Annotated in this window: 20 protein-coding genes; 14 read left to right on the top strand and 6 right to left on the bottom strand. The window is 41.8% G+C overall.

Annotation, left to right across the window (positions count from 1 at the left end; genetic code table 11):
• The first annotated feature begins 610 nt into the window (after window positions 1-610).
• Both mutH and BCU94_RS03290 read left to right on the top strand, forming a co-directional pair.
• Entirely contained in the window at window positions 611-1,276 is a 666-nt protein-coding gene (gene mutH, locus BCU94_RS03295) for a DNA mismatch repair endonuclease MutH (protein ID WP_102475651.1), read from the top strand.
• A 121-nt stretch (window positions 1,277-1,397) separates the two neighbouring features.
• Window positions 1,398-2,474: an adenylate/guanylate cyclase domain-containing protein gene (locus BCU94_RS03290; RefSeq protein WP_102439248.1), complete on the top strand. Its 1,077-nt coding sequence runs from the start codon at window positions 1,398-1,400 to the stop codon at window positions 2,472-2,474.
• Window positions 2,475-2,513: 39 nt separating this feature from the next.
• Here BCU94_RS03290 and oxyR read toward each other — a convergent pair whose 3' ends face one another.
• The 3 genes from oxyR to BCU94_RS03275 all read right to left on the bottom strand — a co-directional run bounded on the left by oxyR (window position 2,514) and on the right by BCU94_RS03275 (window position 5,060).
• Window positions 2,514-3,419, bottom strand: a complete 906-nt coding sequence (gene oxyR / locus BCU94_RS03285) for a hydrogen peroxide-inducible genes transcriptional activator OxyR (RefSeq protein ID WP_102439249.1) — start codon at window positions 3,417-3,419, stop codon at window positions 2,514-2,516.
• 164 nt (window positions 3,420-3,583) lie between these two features.
• Window positions 3,584-3,949 (bottom strand): Hpt domain-containing protein, encoded by a 366-nt coding sequence (locus tag BCU94_RS03280; protein ID WP_076542524.1) that lies wholly within the window; start codon window positions 3,947-3,949, stop codon window positions 3,584-3,586.
• Window positions 3,950-4,139: 190 nt separating this feature from the next.
• The gene (locus BCU94_RS03275) at window positions 4,140-5,060 is read right to left on the bottom strand and encodes a TIGR01212 family radical SAM protein (RefSeq protein ID WP_102475606.1); all 921 of its coding nucleotides are present in this window, start codon (window positions 5,058-5,060) and stop codon (window positions 4,140-4,142) included.
• 514 nt (window positions 5,061-5,574) lie between these two features.
• Here BCU94_RS03275 and gltB point away from each other — a divergent pair.
• The 7 genes from gltB (at window position 5,575) to BCU94_RS03240 (ending at window position 15,013) form a co-directional block, all read left to right on the top strand.
• Window positions 5,575-10,023, top strand: a complete 4,449-nt coding sequence (gltB, locus tag BCU94_RS03270; RefSeq protein WP_102475605.1) for a glutamate synthase large subunit — start codon at window positions 5,575-5,577, stop codon at window positions 10,021-10,023.
• A 6-nt stretch (window positions 10,024-10,029) separates the two neighbouring features.
• Entirely contained in the window at window positions 10,030-11,442 is a 1,413-nt protein-coding gene (locus BCU94_RS03265; protein WP_102475604.1) for an FAD-dependent oxidoreductase, read from the top strand.
• 206 nt (window positions 11,443-11,648) lie between these two features.
• On the top strand, window positions 11,649-12,341 hold the full coding sequence (locus BCU94_RS03260) for a 5'-methylthioadenosine/adenosylhomocysteine nucleosidase (RefSeq protein WP_102439253.1): 693 nt from the start codon (window positions 11,649-11,651) through the stop codon (window positions 12,339-12,341).
• A 103-nt stretch (window positions 12,342-12,444) separates the two neighbouring features.
• Entirely contained in the window at window positions 12,445-13,446 is a 1,002-nt protein-coding gene (locus BCU94_RS03255; RefSeq protein WP_157936105.1) for a cobalamin biosynthesis protein, read from the top strand.
• A gap of 81 nt (window positions 13,447-13,527) precedes the next feature.
• On the top strand, window positions 13,528-13,908 hold the full coding sequence (locus tag BCU94_RS03250) for a DUF2721 domain-containing protein (RefSeq protein ID WP_102439286.1): 381 nt from the start codon (window positions 13,528-13,530) through the stop codon (window positions 13,906-13,908).
• Window positions 13,901-14,527 (top strand): trimeric intracellular cation channel family protein, encoded by a 627-nt coding sequence (locus tag BCU94_RS03245; protein WP_102439255.1) that lies wholly within the window; start codon window positions 13,901-13,903, stop codon window positions 14,525-14,527. The genes BCU94_RS03250 and BCU94_RS03245 overlap by 8 nt, the downstream gene beginning before the upstream one ends.
• Window positions 14,528-15,013: a nuclear transport factor 2 family protein gene (locus BCU94_RS03240; protein ID WP_102475602.1), complete on the top strand. Its 486-nt coding sequence runs from the start codon at window positions 14,528-14,530 to the stop codon at window positions 15,011-15,013. It begins immediately after the preceding gene.
• Window positions 15,014-15,137: 124 nt separating this feature from the next.
• Here BCU94_RS03240 and tyrS read toward each other — a convergent pair whose 3' ends face one another.
• Window positions 15,138-16,334, bottom strand: a complete 1,197-nt coding sequence (gene tyrS / locus BCU94_RS03235) for a tyrosine--tRNA ligase (protein WP_102439257.1) — start codon at window positions 16,332-16,334, stop codon at window positions 15,138-15,140.
• A gap of 124 nt (window positions 16,335-16,458) precedes the next feature.
• Here tyrS and BCU94_RS03230 point away from each other — a divergent pair, with 124 nt between their 5' ends.
• The 5 genes from BCU94_RS03230 (at window position 16,459) to BCU94_RS03210 (ending at window position 21,253) form a co-directional block, all read left to right on the top strand.
• Complete coding sequence (locus tag BCU94_RS03230; protein ID WP_102475601.1) at window positions 16,459-17,973, top strand: peptidoglycan DD-metalloendopeptidase family protein; 1,515 nt, start codon at window positions 16,459-16,461, stop codon at window positions 17,971-17,973.
• A gap of 101 nt (window positions 17,974-18,074) precedes the next feature.
• A complete protein-coding gene (locus BCU94_RS03225) occupies window positions 18,075-19,187 on the top strand; it encodes an anhydro-N-acetylmuramic acid kinase (protein WP_102475600.1) in 1,113 nt (370 codons plus the stop codon).
• A gap of 247 nt (window positions 19,188-19,434) precedes the next feature.
• Complete coding sequence (gene aqpZ / locus BCU94_RS03220; protein WP_102475599.1) at window positions 19,435-20,139, top strand: aquaporin Z; 705 nt, start codon at window positions 19,435-19,437, stop codon at window positions 20,137-20,139.
• Window positions 20,140-20,321: 182 nt separating this feature from the next.
• Window positions 20,322-20,708: a DUF2750 domain-containing protein gene (locus BCU94_RS03215; RefSeq protein WP_102439261.1), complete on the top strand. Its 387-nt coding sequence runs from the start codon at window positions 20,322-20,324 to the stop codon at window positions 20,706-20,708.
• Window positions 20,709-20,827: 119 nt separating this feature from the next.
• A complete protein-coding gene (locus tag BCU94_RS03210; protein WP_102439287.1) occupies window positions 20,828-21,253 on the top strand; it encodes a hypothetical protein in 426 nt (141 codons plus the stop codon).
• A 69-nt stretch (window positions 21,254-21,322) separates the two neighbouring features.
• Here BCU94_RS03210 and erpA read toward each other — a convergent pair whose 3' ends face one another.
• The gene (gene erpA / locus BCU94_RS03205) at window positions 21,323-21,673 is read right to left on the bottom strand and encodes an iron-sulfur cluster insertion protein ErpA (RefSeq protein ID WP_055024237.1); all 351 of its coding nucleotides are present in this window, start codon (window positions 21,671-21,673) and stop codon (window positions 21,323-21,325) included.
• A 79-nt stretch (window positions 21,674-21,752) separates the two neighbouring features.
• Window positions 21,753-22,466: a DUF6776 family protein gene (locus BCU94_RS03200; protein ID WP_102439262.1), complete on the bottom strand. Its 714-nt coding sequence runs from the start codon at window positions 22,464-22,466 to the stop codon at window positions 21,753-21,755.
• Window positions 22,467-22,533 lie beyond the last annotated feature (67 nt).

Raw genomic sequence — 22,533 nt, 5'->3', positions numbered from 1 at the left:
GATGACCTTAGTTATCATTATTATCCACAAAATCTGTGGATATCTCTGTTTGAAACTCTAAAATAACTCTAAACAGGCCAAATTACAGTGACAGCCACTGTCGTTAACAAAACCAAATCAACAGCAAAAAAACGAACCAATACAACAGCTTGACCTTTTACATCGTTGTTAACTTATAATTAAATCACACAAGAGGTCACTTTTTAAACAGTAAAGGTAATTATTAATTGTGGCCATACAGGCCAAATAAGTTATACACAAAAAACAACATATTTATTTTATAAATATCAAAATAAAGCTATTTTTCACCATTGACTGTCAAAAAAATATCCGCTAAGCATAAACAAATTAAAGTTATTCATTCATTCTGTGGATAAGTGTGTGTGAAATAGTGGAGCAAAAGGAGTGTAACTTTATAAAATGGTCAAACAAACTCACCAACATTCATAAAAGTCGTTAATAAACAGAGCGATATATTACTGCAAAACCTTGGATAACTTTAACCCGCCAAGACGCTCAAAAAACAACCAGTAGTTGTCATTTTAAAATAATCGATAAAACAGTACACTTTAATACACGCGAACTTTTAAAAGTAAGACATTGCTCCATGATGAATACCCCACCAAACTCAATCGATGAATTGATGCAAAGAGCCAATGACATGGCTGGTGTCAGTTTAGGTGACATAGCAAAAGAGCATGGCGTAAACGTGCCAGAAAACTTAAGAAGAGACAAAGGCTGGGTAGGACAACTGATTGAAATGGAGCTAGGGGCAACGGCAGGCTCAAAACCACAGCAAGACTTTCTTCATTTGGGGATTGAGTTAAAAACCATTCCAATTGATAAACAGGGTAAACCAATAGAAACAACCTATGTCACCGTTGCCCCACTGACCAATATTCAAGGGCTAACTTGGGAAGACAGTGTGGTTTATCATAAATTACAACACGTGCTGTGGATCCCCATTCAGGGTGAAAGAAGTATCCCTGTCGCTGAGCGAAAAATAGGCTCACCAGTATTATGGCAACCCAATCAACAACAATATGTCCAGTTAAAGCAAGACTGGGAAGAGATAATGGAATTAATCGCCATAGGAAAAGTAGAGCAAATCACCGCTCGTCATGGTGAAGTATTACAACTAAGACCAAAGGCAGCCAATAGCCAAGCATTAACTGAGTCAATTGCCGAAGACGGTCTGATTAAGCTCTCTAATCCCCGAGGTTTCTATTTAAAGATCAACTTTACCCACCAAATACTAACAAATGCATTTAGTTAGCGTTACAAACTGTAAATATAAAGGCTTTTTATTAAAACTATTGTAAATACCACTATGACAAGTATGGGAATTTTCTATAAACTAGCCTGTCTTAAAATATCAACGGACTCGATATAATCCTGTGAAAGTACGTCGTCAGACAAGAAAGCTATTATTTGCGATTTTAGCATGGTGTATTGCCATGAGCGCATTTGTCTTTTTCCGATATTCACAAACTCCTGATTTACCTCAATGGGCCATCGGAAAAATAGACTTAGCAACGCTAGCTATTTTTATGGGCTTCGTATTCGGCTGCCTGCATTGGATGTCTAACCTTATTGCCGATTTTAGCGCCATCAGCCGCCTGCCCTATATTTTTTCAGTCATATTTAAAGGCCTATTTTTACTACTCGGTGCCATGACGCTGGCTTATGTCACCCAATTTTTAAACATGTGGGCCATAGAAAACCATTTAGTATCACTAAGGCAAATGCTTACTGCGCATATTTTATACAGCCCAGCATTTCAGGCCTTAGTGATTTATCTCGCCGTGGTACGCGTCGGCTTAGCCTTTATTGAACAAATGGCGCTACTTGTAGGCCCAAGAGTGTTACTTAACATAGGTTTAGGTAAATACCACCAGCCACGTTATGAACACCGACTATTTTTATTTGTGGATATGGTGTCATCTACCGCTCATGCAGAAACATTAGGTGATTACCGTTTCAGTCGTCTAATCCAAGATAGTTTTAGCATGCTGGCAGATACAGTAACCAATAATGAAGCTGAAATTTACCGTTATATGGGTGATGCCGTATTAATTCATTGGCCGTTAGATGAAGGTGTTAAAGAAGATCGCTGTATGAATATCTATTATGAATTCAGCCAACAGTTAAACTGGCATCGCGCTTACTTTGAAGAACATTATGGTTTTGTACCCAAATTTAAAGCTGCTGCCCATTGTGGTCAGGTTGTCGCTGCCGTAGTTGGCGTTCATAAGCAAGAAATTAGCTACTTTAGCGATGTACTCAATACCCTCGCAAGGCTTCAAGATCAGTGTAACCCTTTAGGTCAGAGAATGTTGATCTCCGGTGAAGTCGCCCACCGTTTAGAACGTCAAACCAGCCAATACGATTTAACTGATTTAGGTGCAATGATGCTAAAAGGTAAAAAACACGAAATTGAAGTATTTGGTGTAGCTCCGAAAATAACCCCTTAATGAAACAACACCAAACAAGATAAACCGTTGCCAGCTTGATTACTGCTTTTGCAATAAGCCTTCTAGCATCAAGCCTAAGGTTCTAAAGGTTGAAATACGACTAGTGGTTTGTCGCCAAACCAATCCAATATCACGATATGGCGCTTCACCAGGCGGTGTCATAATCTGAAGTTCAGTGTCATTCAAAATACCAGCATCAATGGCCATTTGCGGTAAAAAGGTCGTTCCTAACTTACTATCCACCATTTGCACCAGAGTATGTAAACTCGTGGCGGCAAAGGGGTTAATCTTAGCACTATTGCCTAATTGGCAAGCCGTAATCGCATGGCCAGTAATACAATGCTCACTTTGCAGTAAGAAAATACTTTCATCGGGCATTTGTTGATAATCAATAGGCACATGGATCCCATTAGATAGTTCCTGATGAACCACCATTTTGAACGGGTCAATGCCCACTTTCATACTATGAAAACCTGTAGTATCCACAGGCAAAGCTAAAATAAGTAAATCCAGCTCACCTTTTCCCAGTGATGCTAACAAACTTTCTGTGGTGTCTTCCCTTAGCAATAAACTCAATTGGGGATAATCAGCTTGGCACTGTTTTACCACTCGACTCAATAAAAAAGGCGCTATGGTCGGAATACAACCTAAGCGGATTTCACCTGTCATTGGTTCACCTTGGTTTTTGACTAATTCGACAAGATCATCAACATCCGTCAATAATTTTCTCGCTCTATCAACCACCTCTTCACCAATGGCTGTGAACATAAATGATTTATGATCACGCTCGATAAGCTGATATCCCAATTGCTCTTCAAGGTTTTGAATCCCACTTGAAAGAGTCGACTGACTAACAAAGCAAGACTTTGCCGCTCGGTTAAAGTTTTGCTCTTGATGCAAATTCACTAAATAAAATAGATTTTTAAGGCTTGGCAGGTTTTTCATTTAATCGATTACCATAAGATGATGTCATTCAAATAATGAATTAACTAAACATAAATAACAATAAATTAAGCTGGATCTAGTCCTCATAATCAGCAAATTTAATGCTGTTACTTTTTTAAAGGCAAAAAAAAGCCCCTTGCGGGGCTTTTAAAAGTCAAAAGCAATTAAGCTTTTGCTTCTAAAAATTCTTTTAATTGCTGTAGATCTGAACCTGCATGCTCAACGATTTGACCTAACCATTTATCATGCTCAGTATCCCAAGCTGGCTCTTCGCCATGTTGAACAAGCTGTGCAAATTGCTGAATACGCTTTAATCCAACAGAACCTGCAGCACCTTTAAATTTATGCGCTTCAGCACAAAGGGTATCTTTGTCATTCGCTTCATTCGCTTTAATGAGGCTTCCTAAATATTCAGGCATTAGCTGCTCAAATAACACGACACTTTTTAATAAAGTTCCAGCACCAATAGCACTACAATATTGCTCTAACGTATTGAGATCCAATACAGACTCTAACTCAACTGTGGCCATCTCGGCACCTCTTAATCAATTCATAACTTTAAAATTGAATTTATAATACTCGCTAAAATCCCCTATGCAACTAAACAAGGCTTTTCAAGTCTAATTTCTGGCAAATGAGCACAGTATTTTAACAAGCTGTTAAAAAAACTTTATAAAGTAAGTGAATAAACTTTCATAAATTGCAGTTAAAGATTGAGTTTTAGTTTTTTTGGGCTGACAAATAGTGCCCTTGTCCACCGTTAGCCGCTAAATTTTGCACGATAGCCACTAAGCCTTCCCATCGATAACCGCACCAATCAGGCGCCAGTAATAGCGGTTTTTTAGCATAAGCTGTGACTCTGTGAAAAATAATATCTTTAGGTGTATGACGAATAAGCTCACTGGCATAGTTGGCGTAGTCTTCTTTTGTGAGTAATGCCATCCCTTTATGACGCCATGCCTTAGCCATTACACTCCCTTCTACTATATGTAATGGATGCAGTTTAATGCCATCAACTCCGGTTTCAATGACACTGTTCAAACTGCGCAAGTAATCACTATAGTCTTCACCGGGCAAGCCAAGGATCAAATGAGCACAGACTTTAATGCCACGTTTTCGAGCGCGCTGCACTGTATCTTGATAACAAGCAAAGTCATGACCACGGTTAATGCGCTTTAAGGTGTCATTGTTTGAAGTTTGTAAGCCAAGCTCAAGCCAAACTTCAGTCCCCTTATCTTGATAACTGACTAACAAATCTAAAATATCATCTGGTACACAATCCGGGCGGGTACCAATATGTAAGCCAACAATATCTGAATCTTTAATGGCCTCATCATACTTCGTCTTTAGCACCTGATACTCATCATAGGTACTCGTATAAGCCTGAAAATAAGCAATATATTTGGCACTATCATTTAGCGAGCGCTGCTTACCTTGCTTTAATTGCTCAGAGATACTGGCTTCAGTGCCTTGCTCATAACTAAATGACGACACATTACAGAAAGTGCAGCCGCCTTTACCTAAGGTTCCATCTCGATTTGGGCAAGTGAACTTAGCATCAATTGTCAGCTTTTTAATTCTGCCGCCATATTGCTGCTTACATACTGCACCGAAGGTATTTACAAAATCATCTAAACCCACAATTGCTCCTGACGGCAAAAAGTGGCAGACAATACAGGCTCTGACAGATAAAAACTTAGTGCCACATCAAAAAAACAGTAAATAATCGATTAATTTATATTCACACAGTGACAAAGGGCACATTTTTGAACTTGGCAGTTACAACTCTTAGTCAAATTAATTGAATAAATAATCATTTAAGGCAATTTACCTGTTCAAACTGTACTTGAAAATAAATTCACTATCCATAAATCAATATCAATCAACACCAAATGTTAACCAAAAGTAAAAGTGACAATTTTGTAATTTTAAAATTCTTTTTATTCATAAGGTTATACGAACAAAAAAACATCTTACGTTAACGTAAGGTAGCTTTTTTATAACATTTGTAATAACAGTAACAATTCATTTTGTTGAGTAATTTAAGTTTGACCTTTATCCATTATCAAGCTAATTTGGGTGGTTCGGGTGCATATCTATGAGAACTTCTCCGCATTATCCGAGTCGTATTAAGTTAGGTTTAGGGAGTTTTTGTATGAGCTTATATCATCCCAGTTTTGAGCGGGACAATTGTGGATTTGGTTTAATAGCCCAAATGGATGGCGATGCTAGCCATCGTATTGTCCGTACTGCTATTCACGGTTTGGATAGAATGAAACACCGTGGCGGGATAGCATCAGACGGTCGCACAGGTGATGGCTGTGGACTATTAATGTCGATGCCGAAAGACTTTTTTGCAGCCATTGCAACTGAAAATGATTGGCACCTTAGCCGCAAGTTTGCAGTGGGCATGCTATTTCTCAGCCAAGATCCAGTCAAAGCTGAAACCGCAAAAGCCATTTTAGAAAAAGAACTCCAGCGTGAAACCTTAAGTGTTGCCGGTTGGAGAAAGGTGCCTGTAAACCCTGATGTACTGGGTGAGATTGGCCGCAAAAGCCTGCCACAAATTTACCAAGTGTTAATTAATGCCCCTGTGGGCTGGCGTGAAAAAGATTTAGAACGTCGGCTTTATATGGCCAGACGCCGTCTTGAACAGCAAATCATCGATGATAGCGACTTCTATGTTGCCAGCTTATCGGGTGAGGTTATTGTCTATAAAGGCTTAATGATGCCTGCAGACTTGCCAGCATTTTATTCTGACTTAGCCGATATTCGTCTCAAAAGCACCATTTGCTTATTCCATCAGCGCTTTTCAACTAACACCTCGCCGAAGTGGCCATTAGCGCAGCCATTTAGATTTTTAGCACATAATGGTGAAATCAATACCATTACCGGTAACCGCCAATGGGCCAGAGCCCGTGCTTATAAATTTAATTCACCGCTATTGCCTGATTTACAACAAGCCGCGCCTTTTGTTAATGAAACTGGCTCTGATTCATCATCATTGGATAATATGCTGGAAATGCTATTAGCCGGTGGCATGGATTTATACCGTGCTATGCGCTTACTTATACCACCAGCCTGGCAAAGTAATCCTGAAATGGATGATGAGTTGAAAGCATTTTATGATTTCAACTCGATGCATATGGAGCCGTGGGACGGCCCTGCTGGCATCGTAATGAGCAATGGCCGCCATGCTGCCTGCGCCGTAGACCGTAACGGCCTACGCCCTTCTCGCTACGTTATAACCAAGGATCGCATCCTAACACTGGCATCAGAAGTGGGTATTTGGGATTATTCTGCCGATGAAGTGGTAGAAAAAGGCCGTGTTGGCCCTGGCGAATTATTAGTACTCGATACCATGAATGGCCGTTTGTATTCGTCATTTGAAATCGATAATGACTTAAAACGTCGCCACCCATACAAAGAATGGATGGCTAAAAATAGCCGCACCTTAAAACCTGCGACCAAAATTGATGCCGCTCAACAAGGCGCCAGTAATTTTAGTGCTGATGTGTTACTTCAGTATCAAAAGCAATTTGGTTACAGCCGTGAAGAGTTAGAGCAAGTTATTTGGGTGCTAGCAAGTAAAGGTGAAGAAGCTACTGGCTCAATGGGTGATGATACTCCAATGGCGGTATTGTCGAAAAAATCTCGCTCACTGTATGACTATTTCCGTCAAAAGTTTGCACAAGTCACCAACCCGCCTATTGATCCATTACGTGAAAAACATGTGATGTCGTTAACCACCTGTATTGGGCGCGAGCAAAACTTATTTTGCGAAACAACCGGCGTGGCTTATCGAGTGATGTTTGAATCACCCGTTTTACTTTTTAGTGATTTTAATCAGTTACTTGGTCTTGATAGCAGTTACTACCGTGCGAATACTATTGATTTAAACTATGATGCCCACGAAAACTTAAAGCAAGCTATCGAGCGCATTACCGATGAAGCTGAGCGTTTAGCAAGAAGTGGCACAACCTTACTAATCCTGTCAGACAGAGCCGCCGCTAAAAATGTTCAAGTGATCCCTGCCGCTATGGCTGTGGGCGCGGTGCAGCAACGCCTTGTTGATCAAAGCTTACGTTGTGACACCAACATTATTGTTGAAACTGCATCAGCGCGCGACCCACATCACTTTGCCGTGCTATTAGGTTTTGGCGCGACAGCGATTTACCCTTATCTGGCTTATGAGTCTATTTCAGCCATGGCAAAGAAACATCAAGTAGAAGATGACAGTATCTTGATGTTGAACTTCCGCCAAGGTATTGAAAAAGGCCTGCGTAAAATCATGTCGAAAATGGGGATCAGTACTGTAGGCTCTTACCGTTGTAGCCAGCAATTTGAAGCCATTGGTTTATCTTCAGATGTAATTGAATTGTGCTTTAAAGGCGTGATTAGCCGTATTGAAGGTGCAAGCTTTGAACATTTAGCTACCGATCAAAAAGTGCTTCATACCGCAGCGTTTCGCGCTCACATACCACTGCCACAAGGCGGTTTATTAAAGTATGTTGAAGGCGGCGAGTATCATAGTTTCAACCCCGATGTCGTCAATACGTTACAGCAAAGTCTTAAAGATCAGGATTACCCGAAATATAAGAAATTTGCAGCGTTAGTCGATGACCGCCCTATTGCGACCTTACGTGACTTAATTGGCATTAAAGGCACAAATGCGGCCATTGACGAGTCAAATGTTGAAGCTGCCGGAAACTTATTCCCACGCTTTGATAGCGCTGCAATGAGTATCGGCGCATTAAGTCCGGAAGCCCATGAAGCCTTAGCCGTTGCTATGAACCGCATTGGTGGCCGTTCAAATTCTGGTGAAGGTGGTGAAGACCCAAGTCGTTTCAATAGCGAACGTAACTCAGCGATTAAGCAAATTGCCTCTGGCCGTTTTGGCGTTACAGCCCACTACCTTGTTAATGCTGATGTATTGCAAATTAAAGTCGCTCAAGGGGCAAAACCCGGTGAAGGTGGTCAGTTACCTGGCCATAAAGTGAGTGTTGAAATCGCTGGTCTTCGTCATGCGCGCCCTGGGGTTACCTTAATTTCGCCACCGCCGCATCATGACATTTATTCTATCGAAGATTTAGCCCAGCTGATTTTCGATTTAAAGCAAATCAACCCTAAAGCTTTAGTGTCAGTGAAACTGGTATCTGAGCCGGGCGTTGGCACCATCGCAACGGGTGTTGCGAAAGCTTACGCCGATATGATCACCATATCAGGTTACGATGGCGGTACTGGTGCCAGTCCAATTACGTCAGTTAAATATGCTGGCTCACCATGGGAGCTTGGCCTTGCGGAAGTGCATCAATCACTGGTTGAGAATGGTTTGCGTCATAAAATTCGCTTACAGGTCGATGGCGGCTTAAAAACCGGTCAAGACATCATTAAAGCCGCGTTGTTAGGTGCAGAAAGCTTTGGCTTTGGTACCGTACCTATGATTGCTTTAGGTTGTAAATACCTGCGTATTTGTCATCTAAACAACTGCGCAACCGGTGTTGCAACCCAAGATAAAAACTTACGTGACAAGCATTATCATGGCTTGCCAGAGCGAGTAATTACTTACTTTGAGTTTGTCGCTCAAGAAGTCCGTGAATGGATGGCAAAATTAGGCGTTGCTAAATTTGAAGATTTAGTCGGCCGTACTGATTGGTTATATGCCCTTGAAGGCCAAACAGCCAAGCAGTTAGGACTCGATTTAGCGCCAATTTTATATCAGCCAAAAGTCGCTGACGGAAGTGCTATAACTTGGAAAGAGTTAAACCCGCCTTCTGATAAAGGTGAGTTAAATCTACAAATTGTTTCAGACACAGCCCAAGCGGTATTAGCCGGTGAGGCGTTAACCAAGCAATATGCCATTAACAATACCGACCGCTCAATCGGCGCGACATTATCAGGTTTTATTGCCACCAACATTGGTAAAGAAGGCACTAAATCACCTATCACACTGCAATTTAACGGCAGTGCAGGTCAAAGCTTTGGGGTATGGAATAGCCCGGGGTTAGATTTAGAGCTAATTGGTGATGCTAATGACTATGTCGGTAAAGGCATGTCTGGCGGTAAGATTATTATCCATCCTCCTGTTGGCAGCCCATTCCAAAGTGAGCGCAGTGCCATTATGGGTAATACCTGTCTATATGGTGCAACTGGCGGCCGAGTTTATGCTGCAGGTCAAGCTGGCGAGCGTTTTGGGGTGCGTAACTCTGGCGCCGTAGCTGTGGTTGAAGGTGTGGGTGACAACGGTTGTGAGTACATGACTGGCGGCATCGTAGTTGTTCTTGGTAAAACAGGGGTTAACTTCGGCGCAGGTATGACGGGGGGTTTTGCTTATATCTTTGATCGCTTTAATCACTTTAGTCGCCGAGTTAATACTGAGCTTGTTGATACCCAAAAACTAGAATCAACAATACAGCAGCAACACCTTAAAGGCTTGATTGAAGAGCATGCAAGCGCCACTGGCAGTGAGCATGCCAAAATGATCTTAAGTGATTTTGAGAACTGGTTAGATTGTTTTGTATTAGTGAAGCCGAAGAACATTGCCGTTGCTGACTTGCTCAAAATTGAGCAAAAAAGCCCGGAACTTGCAGTAAAGGCGGGGTAAATTAAGATGAGTAATGATTTTCAATTTATAGAAGTCGATCGTAAAGATCCAACTAAACACGCCGCTTCGAAACGTTCAACTCAATTTATTGAGATTTATCAGCCGTTTTCTCAGCCTCAAGTGGCTGAGCAGGCAGACCGTTGTTTAGATTGTGGTAATCCTTATTGCGAGTGGAAGTGTCCACTGCATAACTACATTCCTAATTGGCTAAAACTGGCCGAACAAGGTCGTATTCTAGAAGCGGCAGATTTGGTTCATGAAACCAATACCTTGCCAGAAATATGTGGCAGAGTGTGCCCTCAAGATCGTCTATGTGAAGGGGCTTGCACCCTCAATGATGATTTCGGCGCAGTCACCATTGGTAATGTTGAAAAATACATTACCGATACTGCAATCAGCCAGGGATGGCGACCCGATATGACAAAAGTGAAGCCACGCAAAGAGCGCGTGGCAATTATTGGTGCAGGGCCAGCGGGCCTTGGTTGTGCTGATATCTTAAGTCGTAACGGTGTTAAAGCTGTGGTATATGATAAATACCCACAGATTGGTGGTTTGCTGACTTATGGCATTCCATCTTTCAAGCTTGATAAAGAGGTTATGGCCACCCGACGTAGTGTACTTGAAGGTATGGGCATTGAATTTAAAATGGGCGTTACCGTTGGTAAAGACATTCCCTTTCAAAGCCTGCTAGATGGTTATGATGCTGTGTTCCTCGGCATGGGTACCTACACAGCAATGAAAGCTCGCCTACCCGGTGAAGACAGTCAAGGTGTCATTCAAGCACTGCCTTACTTGATTGGTAATACTCATCATTTAATGGGCACTGAATGCTCTGAAAACCCATATTTAAGCCTTGAAGGTAAAAACGTGGTGGTATTAGGCGGTGGTGATACAGCTATGGATTGTGTCCGCACTGCTGTGCGCCAAGGGGCTAAAAGCGTCACTTGTGCTTATCGTCGTGATGAAGCAAACATGCCAGGCTCTCGCCGTGAAGTGCAAAATGCCCGCGAAGAAGGCGTCAACTTCTTATTTAACCGTCAACCGGTGGCAATCAAAGAGCAAGATGGCATAGTCACAGGCATTGAGAGTGTAGAAACTCAAATGGGCGAAGCCGATGAATCTGGTCGTCAAAAAGCTGAAGTCATTGCCGGTAGTGAGCAAACCCTTGAAGCTGATGCCATTATCATTGCCTTTGGTTTCCAAGCCAGCCCTGCAGCTTGGTTTAGCGACTTTGGCATTGAAACCAATGAATGGGGTTTAGTAAAAGCCAGTAAGTTTGACGATAACCCTTTCCAAACAACCAACCCGAAAGTGTTTGCCGGTGGTGATATGGTACGTGGTTCAGACTTAGTCGTTACCGCTATTGCTGAAGGCCGCGATGCAGCTCAAGGGATTTTAAACGCTTTTGAAGACGCATAACTCACTTTTGCAGCCACTGACAAGCCGCGGTCAATAACACTGCTTGGGCTGATTAATAACAAAAACTTGTGATAGCAAAACTCTTAAAGCGCATCTTTTGATGCGCTTTTTTATTTGCTGAAATTGCTACTACAGTGCTCATTCCCTGTTTGCTTTTGTGCTATATTAGCCGCCATTATTTAAATGAACTGTTTGAGACGCTAATTATGAAAATCGCTATTATCGGTGCAATGGAACCTGAAGTTGCTCACCTAATTGAATCAATGACCAATCCAGTACACTCAACTGTAGCGGGAATCGAATTCGTTGAAGGACAACTTTCAGGTAAAGATGTTGTCGTCACCCGTTCAGGCATTGGTAAAGTCGCTGCCAGCGTTGCAACCACTTTAGTTATTAACAACTTTAAGGTTGACGCTGTGATTAACACTGGCTCTGCAGGTGGATTTGTTGACAGTTTAAATATTGGCGATATTGTTATTTCATCTGAAGTACGTCATCACGATGTTGATGTAACCGCCTTTGGTTATGAAATTGGTCAAATGGCATCGCAGCCTGCTGCTTTCATCCCTGATGAAAAGTTAGTCACTGCCGCAAAAGCGGCTATTTCATCATTAGGTGAAGCTAAGGTGATTGAAGGTTTAATCGCCACAGGTGATAGCTTTATTTGCGATCCTGAACGCACAAAAGTGATGCTGGCTAACTTCCCAACTATGGCGGCATGTGAAATGGAAGCCGCTGCGATTGCGCAAGTTTGTCATCAATTTAAGGTGCCGTTTGTTGTCATCCGCTCATTATCAGATAATGCTAACAACGACTCGCCTGTTGATTTTGATTCCTACATTGTAAAAGCAGGTCATTACTCAGCACTAATGGTCATTGCATTACTAAAAAACCTATAAAGAAGCCCAAGGTAATTTAATTTAGCCGTTATTGGCAGCAAAATGATGTCGTTCTGCCAATAGGGTTAACACTGTGGATGTGGACTAATAAGGTGCTATGACATTGTTTGATAGTTCTTTTTACCAACAGCTCATTACGGTTGATGGTAGTTTTCTAGCCAACTGTCTGGTGCTTTTTATGGCGTTGCTCATTTCTAGAGTGGCGCCAATACCTAGACATTTGCAGCCAATTGTTTTTTTTCAGCTACTGGCTAATAAATTAAGCGCGAAAGTTAACCATCCACAGCGTTCTTCTCAACAGCAAGTTACCGCCGGCCTACTCGCAACACTGTTACTGATTTTACCACTGTGGTTTAGCGTCTACTTTATCTTGTCGCTGGCAGTGTACCCTTGGTTTTTTGACTTTTTATTAGTGTATTTTTGCATCAGTGACGCAGGCTTTAGACCCGTCGCGAATGACGTTGTAAACTCCCTAAAGCTTAATGATAAACAACGAGCCAAAAAGTTACTGAGCCCATGGCTAATTCAGCAAACCGATAGTTTGTCAGAAGTCGGTATTTGTAAAGCCACCATTGAAAGGCTATTAATCAGCCCAAGTTATGGCACTGTCGCCACCATCTTATTTTTTGCCATTGGCGGTGCCCCCTTGGTGTTATTTATCCATTTGCTACGTCAATTAGAACATTGCTGGCCTAATTACGTGCCGCAATACCGCTACTTCAGCGCCCCTATTTATGCCCTCAACCAAATCATTTTTGCTCTCCCCAGTTTACTGTGGAATCTGACTTTAATTTTGCAAGGCAAATTAAAAAACGTATCAGCATTAGTTAAACAGCCAGCTCATACAGCTGGAGTGTTCGGTTACTCAAGCTTATACATTGGCAGTAAAGTGTTGGAAGTGGAGTTAGGCGGGCCGCAAAAATTTATCTTAAAACACCAATTGCAACGAGTTGAATTAAGCAAGATAAACCCATCAAGAATGCCGCTTACTCAAGATATCCGCAACGCGATCAGCTTGACATCATGGGCAATCAGCTTTTGGATTTGTTTTACCATTGCCATTCCGATTTTATGGACCGCATTAAGGTGGTTTCAAGCGATGTAACTTTATTATAAAAAGGTTATTATACCCAGCTTAGTCATTTTTTGTTGTTTGATGTAGAGGCGACTCCTTTTGTTAGATAATCTGCAAATATCTTTAACGACCCCAGGTTTGTTATTCCCAGCTATTTCATTATTGCTGTTAGCTTACACTAACCGTTTTTTCGCATTAGCAGCTTTAATCAGAAACTTAAGCTCCTCAGGTAAGCCAATTAATAGCGAACAAATTAAAAACCTTCGTCAGCGCATTAAGATTATTAGACGCATGCAAGAAGCAGGCGTCATCAGTTTTGCCATCTGTGTCATTAGCATGATTTTTATTTATTTGGGGCTGTTTGATATCGGCTCAATGGTATTTGGGGTGAGTTTATTATTTTTACTTTATTCACTGATTTTATCTGTAGTTGAAATCCGTATTTCGGTCGATGCACTCAATATCCACTTAAAAGAGCTTAGCAATGATTGAGTGGATTTACTTTTTTGACTTGTGTGGCACCGCGGTCTTTGCCTTATCAGGCGCATTAGCCGCAGGTAAGCATAAAATGGACCCCTTTGGGGTAATTGTTTTGGCCTCAGTGACCGCCATTGGTGGCGGCAGTATTCGTGATGCGCTTATTGGCTCAACACCGGTGTTTTGGATCAGTAACCCCAGTTATGTGGTGGTCATTTTGGCAACCGTGATTGCCTGTTTCATTTTAGTTCGTAAACCTCATAAATTACCTAAGTTAACCCTCCCCATAGCCGATGCCTTTGGCTTGGCTCTGTTTACCGTGATTGGTGCAGAAAAAGCATTGCAACTAGGGTTATCTGGCATGTCTGCGGTGATCTTAGGTTTAATCACCGGTGTCGGTGGTGGTATTATCCGAGACTTATTATGCCAGCAAGTGCCTATGGTACTGCGCACCGAAATATATGCCACAGCCTCTATTGTTGGCGGTATCTGTTATACCTTGAGTATTGCAGTTGGCATGGATAGCACTTACGCGCTGTTTTTGGCCATGTTTAGCACCTTGATTATTCGCTTAAGTGCAATTCGCTGGCATTTATCATTACCTGCATTCGATTTAAAAACTAAGGGCCATTAGATGCGACTCATTTTATTAGTATGCTGTTTATTGAGTAGTATTTGGAGCACTTCAAGCCTGGCTAATAGCGGCGAAATGCCAAAACAGCAGCAGCTTGCAGTGCAATACATGCAAGCATTAACCAGCCATGATTACCGCACTTTAAAGAAGTTTTATAATCGTGAAAGCATCTTTTTTGATAAAACCGCCAATGTAAAATACACCGGCGGTCGTCATATTATCGAGTTTTTCCAGCGCGCCCATGATGGCGTTCTTGAGTATAAATTGAATATTGAGCACATGTTTAATACTGGCTCTTTAGTGGTACTCATTGGTAACTATCACCTTAGAGGCCCAGGTGATCAATTTGGCAAACCCGGCAAGATTATTGAAATCGCCGTGCCTGGTGTTACCACCTTAAAGTTCGATATGAAAACCGAGCGGGTGACAGAACAAGTTGACTTAATGGACTATCAAACCATGTCCGATCAACTTGAGTCACAATAAAGTTAACTCGCGCTAAAAACCTGTGTAGATTGCCATTATTTGGTAAATTTTACCCATAAAAAAACGGCTCATTGAGCCGTTTTTTGCTTTTAGGGATTAAGCCCCATCAGAATTTATTGTCTGCCTATACAAGCGAAACTTTAGCAAACTTGCGCTTACCTACTTGGAATACCGCGGTCATACCCGCAGTAAATACCTGACGAGTATCAGTGAGCTTTTCGCCATCCATTTTAACCGCGCCTTGCTTGATCATGCGCATGCCATCAGATGTTGAAGCAACCAGTGCCGCACTCTTAAGTAAGTTAGCAATCGCTAAGCCTTCGCCAGCTTCAAGCTCAACTTCTTCGATATCATCAGGAATAGCGCCCTTCTGGAAACGATCAATAAAGGCTTGATGTGCTGAGTCTGCTTGAGCTTGATCATGAAAACGAGCGATGATTTCTTTTGCTAAGGCAATTTTGATATCACGTGGGTTCTGACCGTTTTCAACATCTTGCTTAAATTGTGCAATTTCAGCCAATGGGCGGAATGACAACAATTCAAAGTAGCTCCACATTAGGTCATCTGAGATTGACATAATTTTGCCAAACATCTCATTTGCAGGCTCGCTAACGCCAATGTAGTTATGTGCAGATTTAGACATTTTCTTCACGCCGTCTAAACCCACTAATAAAGGCATCATAATAACGGTTTGTGGCTTTTGCCCTTCTGCTTTTTGTAGCTCACGGCCCATTAATAGATTGAACTTTTGATCGGTTCCGCCTAATTCAACGTCAGCTTTTAATGCAACTGAATCGTAGCCTTGCAGTAATGGATACATAAACTCGTGAATAGCAATTGACTGTCCACCAGCATAACGCTTTTTAAAGTCATCACGTTCCATCATGCGTGCAACGGTTTGTTGTGATGCTAAACGGATCATACCAGCAGCGCCCAGTGACTCTAACCACGATGAGTTAAACTCAATGCGGGTTTTTGCCGGGTCAAGAATTTTAAATACCTGCTCTTTGTATGTTTCAGCATTGGCCAGTACATCTTCACGAGTTAATGGCGGGCGCGTGGTGTTTTTACCACTAGGATCACCAACCATACCGGTAAAGTCACCAATAAGGAAAATCACCTCATGACCTAACTCTTGGAAGGTACGTAGCTTATTTAAGATCACCGTGTGACCTAAATGAATATCTGGAGCGGTTGGGTCTGCACCTAGTTTAATTCTTAAAGGACGACCTTCTTTAAGTTTTTCTAGCAGATCAGACTCAACTAAAATCTCGTCAGTACCGCGTTTAATTTCTGCTAACACTTGGTCTAAATCAGCCATTTCGGCACCTACTCCTGCAGCTTGGATAAAAAATAAGACGCCTATGTTACTTGTTAGCCACAGTAATTGAAAGTGTGTACACTAAGGGGATTACAACGAAAAAGAGAAATTGGTACCTAGGTCAATGGCAAAGTTTATCACTTTATTTAAATTGCTCCCTAAAGTGCACCAAATTGCACTGTGTTCATTAGTTATTCTCACGATAGTTATCGTGTTATTCCCATCAGATAATGCCCAAGCATCCAAACAAGCTAACACTGGTACAGTTGATATTTCCGATAGAATTGGCATCCAAGCCCCTTCGTCTGAAGAAGGTCATGTCAGTAACAATGACAAACAAAGCCAATACTCTGTACCGCTGGCCTTTAGAACCCCTACCCCGCCTGGAGGCAGCGCCCCAGCAAACACTATAACGGCAAGCAATAATGATGCTCAGCTTCGCCCTTCGCAAGAAAGTAATCCTATTGCTGATTTAAACCCATTAATGACAGCCTCAGACGGCTTATTAGCCACCCAAGCAGATGTTGAAAATGCCGTACCCTATCGTGAAGCAGATTTACTGTCACATAAAACCTTTAAAGTCGCTAAAGGTGACACTTTTGGTGGCTTAGCCAATAGAGCAGGCTTAAGTCCAAAAGATGTTTATCAAATTACCCGTTTGCCTGTATCTAAGAAAAATTTACTCAAAATCATGCCCGGTGAAGAGATTATTGTCTCTAAAGATGCCCAAGATGAAGTGACTCAAATTAGTTATCAAATGGACAAAGTCTCTACCCTATTGATTTCAAAGTTTGATGATAAATTCGAAGAAAAGGTCAATGTTAAGTCCATTACCTTAGAAACGAAGTTCATCACCGCCAATATTAGTACTAATTTTTGGAGCGCTGCAGCCAGCGCCGGTTTATCAGCTAACCATATTATGCAACTTGCCAACATTTTTGGTTGGGATATCGATTTCGCTCTAGATATACGTAAAGACGATCATTTCTCATTGATGTTTGAAGAAGAGTTTGTTGATGGCCAATTTATTGGTACCGGCAACATTTTAGCCGCCGAATTTGTTAACCAAGGTGAGCGCTACACAGCTGTACGTTATACCGATGGCGAATATTACTCAGAAACAGGCAGTAGCATGCGAAAAGCCTTCCTTCGCTCACCTGTTGACTTTAAATATGTCAGCTCAAGCTTTAATCCGCGTCGCTTACACCCAGTCACAGGCCAGGTTAGAGCACACCGTGGCGTAGATTATGTGGCTGCTATTGGTACCCCTATTAAAGCTGCAGGTCGCGGTAAAGTGATTGAGTCAAGTTATAACAAATACAATGGTAACTATGTCTTTATCAAGCATAACGATACCTACACCACTAAATATCTGCATCTAACAAAACGCAAAGTAAAACGTGGCGAAACCGTTAAGCAAGGGCAGATTATTGGTACTTTAGGAAAAACAGGTCGCGTTACTGGCGCTCACTTACATTACGAATTTATCGTTAATGGCGTGCATCGCAATCCAAGAACCATCAAGTTACCGCAATCTAAGCCAATTGATAAAAAAGAAAAAGCGCAGTTTGATATACTCAGCAAGCAAATAATGGCTAAAATTGAGCAAAACAAGCAGCAGCATTATGCCAGTAATTAACCTGTGATGCCGCGATTGAACTAGCGTTTCTCTAGTCACCCATTCCTTTGTTGGGCTAGTTTCATACAGAATCTAGCCCGCTTCATAAATGAGCCAATACCATGGATAAACCTCAGTATTATATCGGTTTAATGTCAGGCACCAGTATGGATGGTGTCGATGCTGTTTTAGTTGATTTTAGCAATAACCAAACCCGCTTAATCGCTACCTATACGGTAGCAATTCCAGAGCATGTTCTGCATCAATTACACCGTCTATGTAGTCCTAATAATGATGAACTGAACATTATGGGCCGCATGGACAGAAGTATGGGCTTACTGTTTGCACAGGCGGTCAACGAATTATTAGCAACCACCACTATTAATAAAGCCGATGTCATAGCCATTGGTAGTCACGGCCAAACCATTCGCCACATGCCCAATCTTGAGCATGGTTTCAGCTTACAAATTGGTGATGCGGATACCATAGCGGTTACCACGGGTATTAACGTCATTGCAGACTTTAGGCGCAAAGATATTGCCTTAGGCGGTCAAGGGGCGCCGTTAGTACCAGCATTTCATCAAGCGTTATTTGCTAAAGCTCACACACCACGGATTATTTTAAATATTGGCGGCATTGCTAATATCACTTACTTGCCAGGGGAATCTGATCAGGTTATTGGATTTGATACAGGCCCAGGTAACACCCTCATGGATGCATTCATTCTGCAACAGCAGCAGCTCAGTTTTGATGAATCAGGTCAATGGGCCGCATCAGGTAGCACCAATGCCGAGTTATTAACTCACCTGTTAACTCACCCGTACTTTTCCATGGCCTATCCTAAAAGCACTGGTAGAGAGCTATTTAATCATGCTTGGCTTGAACAGCAATTGGCTGATTTTTCTCATCTAGCACTAGAGGATATTCAATCCACGCTACTTGATCTTAGCTGTCAGACAATCGCCAATGATATTAATCAACTCACGGATACTGGCGATATTTTTGTTTGTGGCGGCGGTGCTTTTAACACTGAGTTGATGCAGCGTTTAGCCATGCTGGTGCCTAACTTTACCCTGTCAAGTACCACAGCAATCGGTATGGACCCCAAATGGGTTGAAGCCATCGCCTTTGCCTGGCTTGCTATGAGACATCACCACGGCTTAACGGCCAACTTACCCGCTGTGACTGGCGCAAGTAGAGCGGCGATCCTAGGCAGCTTTTACAGCGCTATTTAGTAAGTGAATAGATAGCAATACTAGTACCTAAACTCGCTATCAAAACTCGATATCAAAGCGATGCATATAACTGAACAAAAGTGAGTGGGGTTTCACCCACAAGCTTTGTTCAGCGTTAATACTTTTTCTTTAAATTCCCTCTCTTGTACAAAGTCACATTGTAATAACGGGAAATTACTGCTTAACTCTTTGTAGTGATTAATTTTTGTTCACACAGCAGTATTCAATTTAAATTAAGGAAGGTTAAATGAGTATTTCGCAAAAAATGTTTGCAGAGTTTCTAGGAACCTTATGGTTAGTGTTAGGCGGCTGTGGTAGTGCGGTATTGGCCGCGGCTTTTCCTGAAGTAGGTATTGGGCTATTGGGCGTATCCTTAGCTTTTGGTTTAACCGTACTCACCATGGCATTTGCCATTGGTCATATTTCTGGCTGCCATCTAAATCCAGCAGTTTCATTTGGTTTATGGGCTGGGGGTCGCTTCCCCGCATCTGAGCTAGCGCCCTATATTATTGCCCAAGTGGCTGGCGGTATTGCTGGCGCAGGTATTTTATACCTTATTGCCACAGGTCAAGATGGCTTTAGTTTAGCAGGCGGTTTTGCCTCAAATGGTTTTGGTGAGCACTCTCCTGGTGGCTACAGTTTAACGGCGGTATTAATTACTGAAGTGGTAATGACATTATTCTTTTTATTAATCATCTTAGGTGCCACAGACTCTCGTGCTCCTGCGGGGTTTGCCCCGATTGCGATTGGTTTAGGGCTAACGTTAATTCATTTGATCAGTATTCCAGTATCAAATACCTCAGTTAACCCTGCTCGTAGCACTGGGCCTGCATTATTTGTCGGCGATTGGGCGGTATCTCAGCTGTGGTTATTTTGGCTTGCACCCATTGCAGGGGCGATTATTGCAGGTTTGATTTATCGCTTTTTTGAAAAGCCAGCTGACAATGCATAAGCACACTCATTAGCCATTGAGTCACGAATAAAAGAGCACCTTGAGTGCTCTTTTCTTTTTCAATCTAAAAGTCGATGTTATCATGAGCCACCGACGGGATTTGGTAACGCTAAAGCTTGCTCTTTAGCTGCTCAATTTAGCCAATACCGCAACCTATTTACTTATTTTATTGAGAATACACCATGAGTAGCAAACCAAAATCTATTGCCGACCAATTAAACATGACCCCAGAAGCAAGATACGATTACCTTGTTGAGCAAGTTAAGCAAGAGCAGCAAATCTGGAGCCTACAAGATCAAGATGGCTGCGTGATGCTCACCACTGAAGATGAAGATTGTATTCCAATGTGGCCTTCTGAAGATGCGGCAAAATTATGGGCTGTTGATGAATGGAGTGATTGTGAACCATTATCAATTCCACTTAATGAATTTCAACAGCGTTGGGTAAGCGGTATGGAAGAAGATGATTTATTCATTGCCGTATTCCCAGTTCATGAAGATTTGGGTGTAGTGATCCCACCATTTGAACTTGATTCACGTTTAACGCCGAAAAAGCAATCAAAGCACTAACTCTTAAGCAAAAAATAATTCTTAAGCACAAACATAATACTTTAATACAGATATAAACCATGACAGATAAAAATGTGACCACAAGCGAGATATGCCCTGATAAAGATAATACTCCCGCAATGGAGCAAAGCGCTGAAAGCCAAACTAAAGCTGTTTTCCCTAAAAGGTTAATGGCTTTATTGGCGGTCTACGTTATCTCGTCCGTCAGCGGTTTAATGGCCCAGCAAGGTGTATTGCTCTGTATATTGACCTTAATGATGGTGCTCGGTATTACAGGACGTCAAAAAGCGGCTTTATACATGCTTCGTGGCTACGGGATCTTGCAGCTGGCCTTATATAGCATGCTACCTGTCATTATGTATGATCCTGACAACTTAGTCGCTGGGCCGACTACTTTTGATTTTGGCTTTATGCAAATGGTACTGCCTGATTGGATTATCTTTACAGCGCTAATTATTTTGGCATTAATCCAAGTGTGGATTAGCTTTAATGCAAAAGTGCTGAAGTGGTTTAAGCCGCGGATGAACTTCAATATTATTAGTTGATTTGATAGTCAATTTAAGACACAAAAAAGCCGTCACATGACGGCTTTTTTATTGGTCTCAGTTTAGCTATTAAACTGAGAAACTGGCCCCACAACCACAGGTTGTTGTTGCATTTGGGTTTTTCACGAAGAAACGTGACCCTTCTAAGCCTGAAGTGTAGTCAACTTCACCGCCAACAAGATATTGTAGACTCATAGGATCAACAACCAGTTGTACCCCTTGCTTTTCAATAGTGAAGTCACCTTCATTCACTTTTTCATCAAAAGTAAAACCATACTGGAAACCTGAACAACCGCCTCCAGTTACGTATACTCGAAGTTTTAATTCAGGATTCTGCTCTTCTTCTAGCAGCCCTTTAACTTTAGTTGCCGCAGCATCGGTAAATTGGATTGGCATTGCTGCATCTGTTTGTTCAGTCATTACTACCTCTAACTTCAGTTTCAGATCGGGATTATCTATTACCTGACTAATTTGTTCAAGTATTACCCTTAGTTCTTTTTTAGCTTTCTAGTAACTCTGCGATATCGAACGTTTGCTCAATACGTCCACCTCGTACCCCGCGGGCAGCTGAGACTAGCACTACCGCTTTTACACGTTGTAAAGCAAAGCCTTCTGGCAGGTTCATTTCAGTATCAAATATTTGAAAGTAGCGAAAACCAAATGCAAATTTTTCAATATCAATGTCAGATAATGAAATTTCAACTTGCTGTTCATGTTGTAAACCCACCAACACAATATCTGCAACCCCTTTAACGCTGGTTTTACGCTTTTGGTTTTGGGTCAAAATTAATCTTAATTGATAACTATTGGCGACTAAGCCTTTTGACAGTTCGAGACCATGGATAGCAATGCCATCCACCTCTTTTTCTGGTGACACTAAGCTGCGATAAAATGCTAACTCTTGTTCGATAGTTTTTTGCTGTTGCAGTTGTTCTTTGAACATGGTTTGCATGTTGCTATTGGCTTTTTCAGCAATTGATACTGCCATTTCAAGCCGTGAAATCACCAGAGATTGTTTCTGGTAAGCCGTTTGTAATGCCTGAATTTCTTCCGCATTAAGCTCGGGTTCTATCACTTCTGACATAACAAAATGTTGGCTCAGCACCCCAATGGTGAAACTAATCACAATCAGCCCAAATAAATACAGACCTGAAGTGCGCTTTTTTCGTTCTAAAACTTGCAAGCGGTTCAGCAAGCGACGATAATTTAACATTAGGTAACAAGCCTTTAATAAAATACAATGCTAACAATATGCCCACAGATGGAAGTTAGGCAATAAA

The organism is Shewanella sp. 10N.286.52.C2 (genome assembly GCF_002874545.1).
Taxonomy (GTDB): domain Bacteria; phylum Pseudomonadota; class Gammaproteobacteria; order Enterobacterales; family Shewanellaceae; genus Shewanella.
Note: the sequence above shows the minus strand (reverse complement) of the source record. Positions and strands in the feature narration are given on the sequence as shown.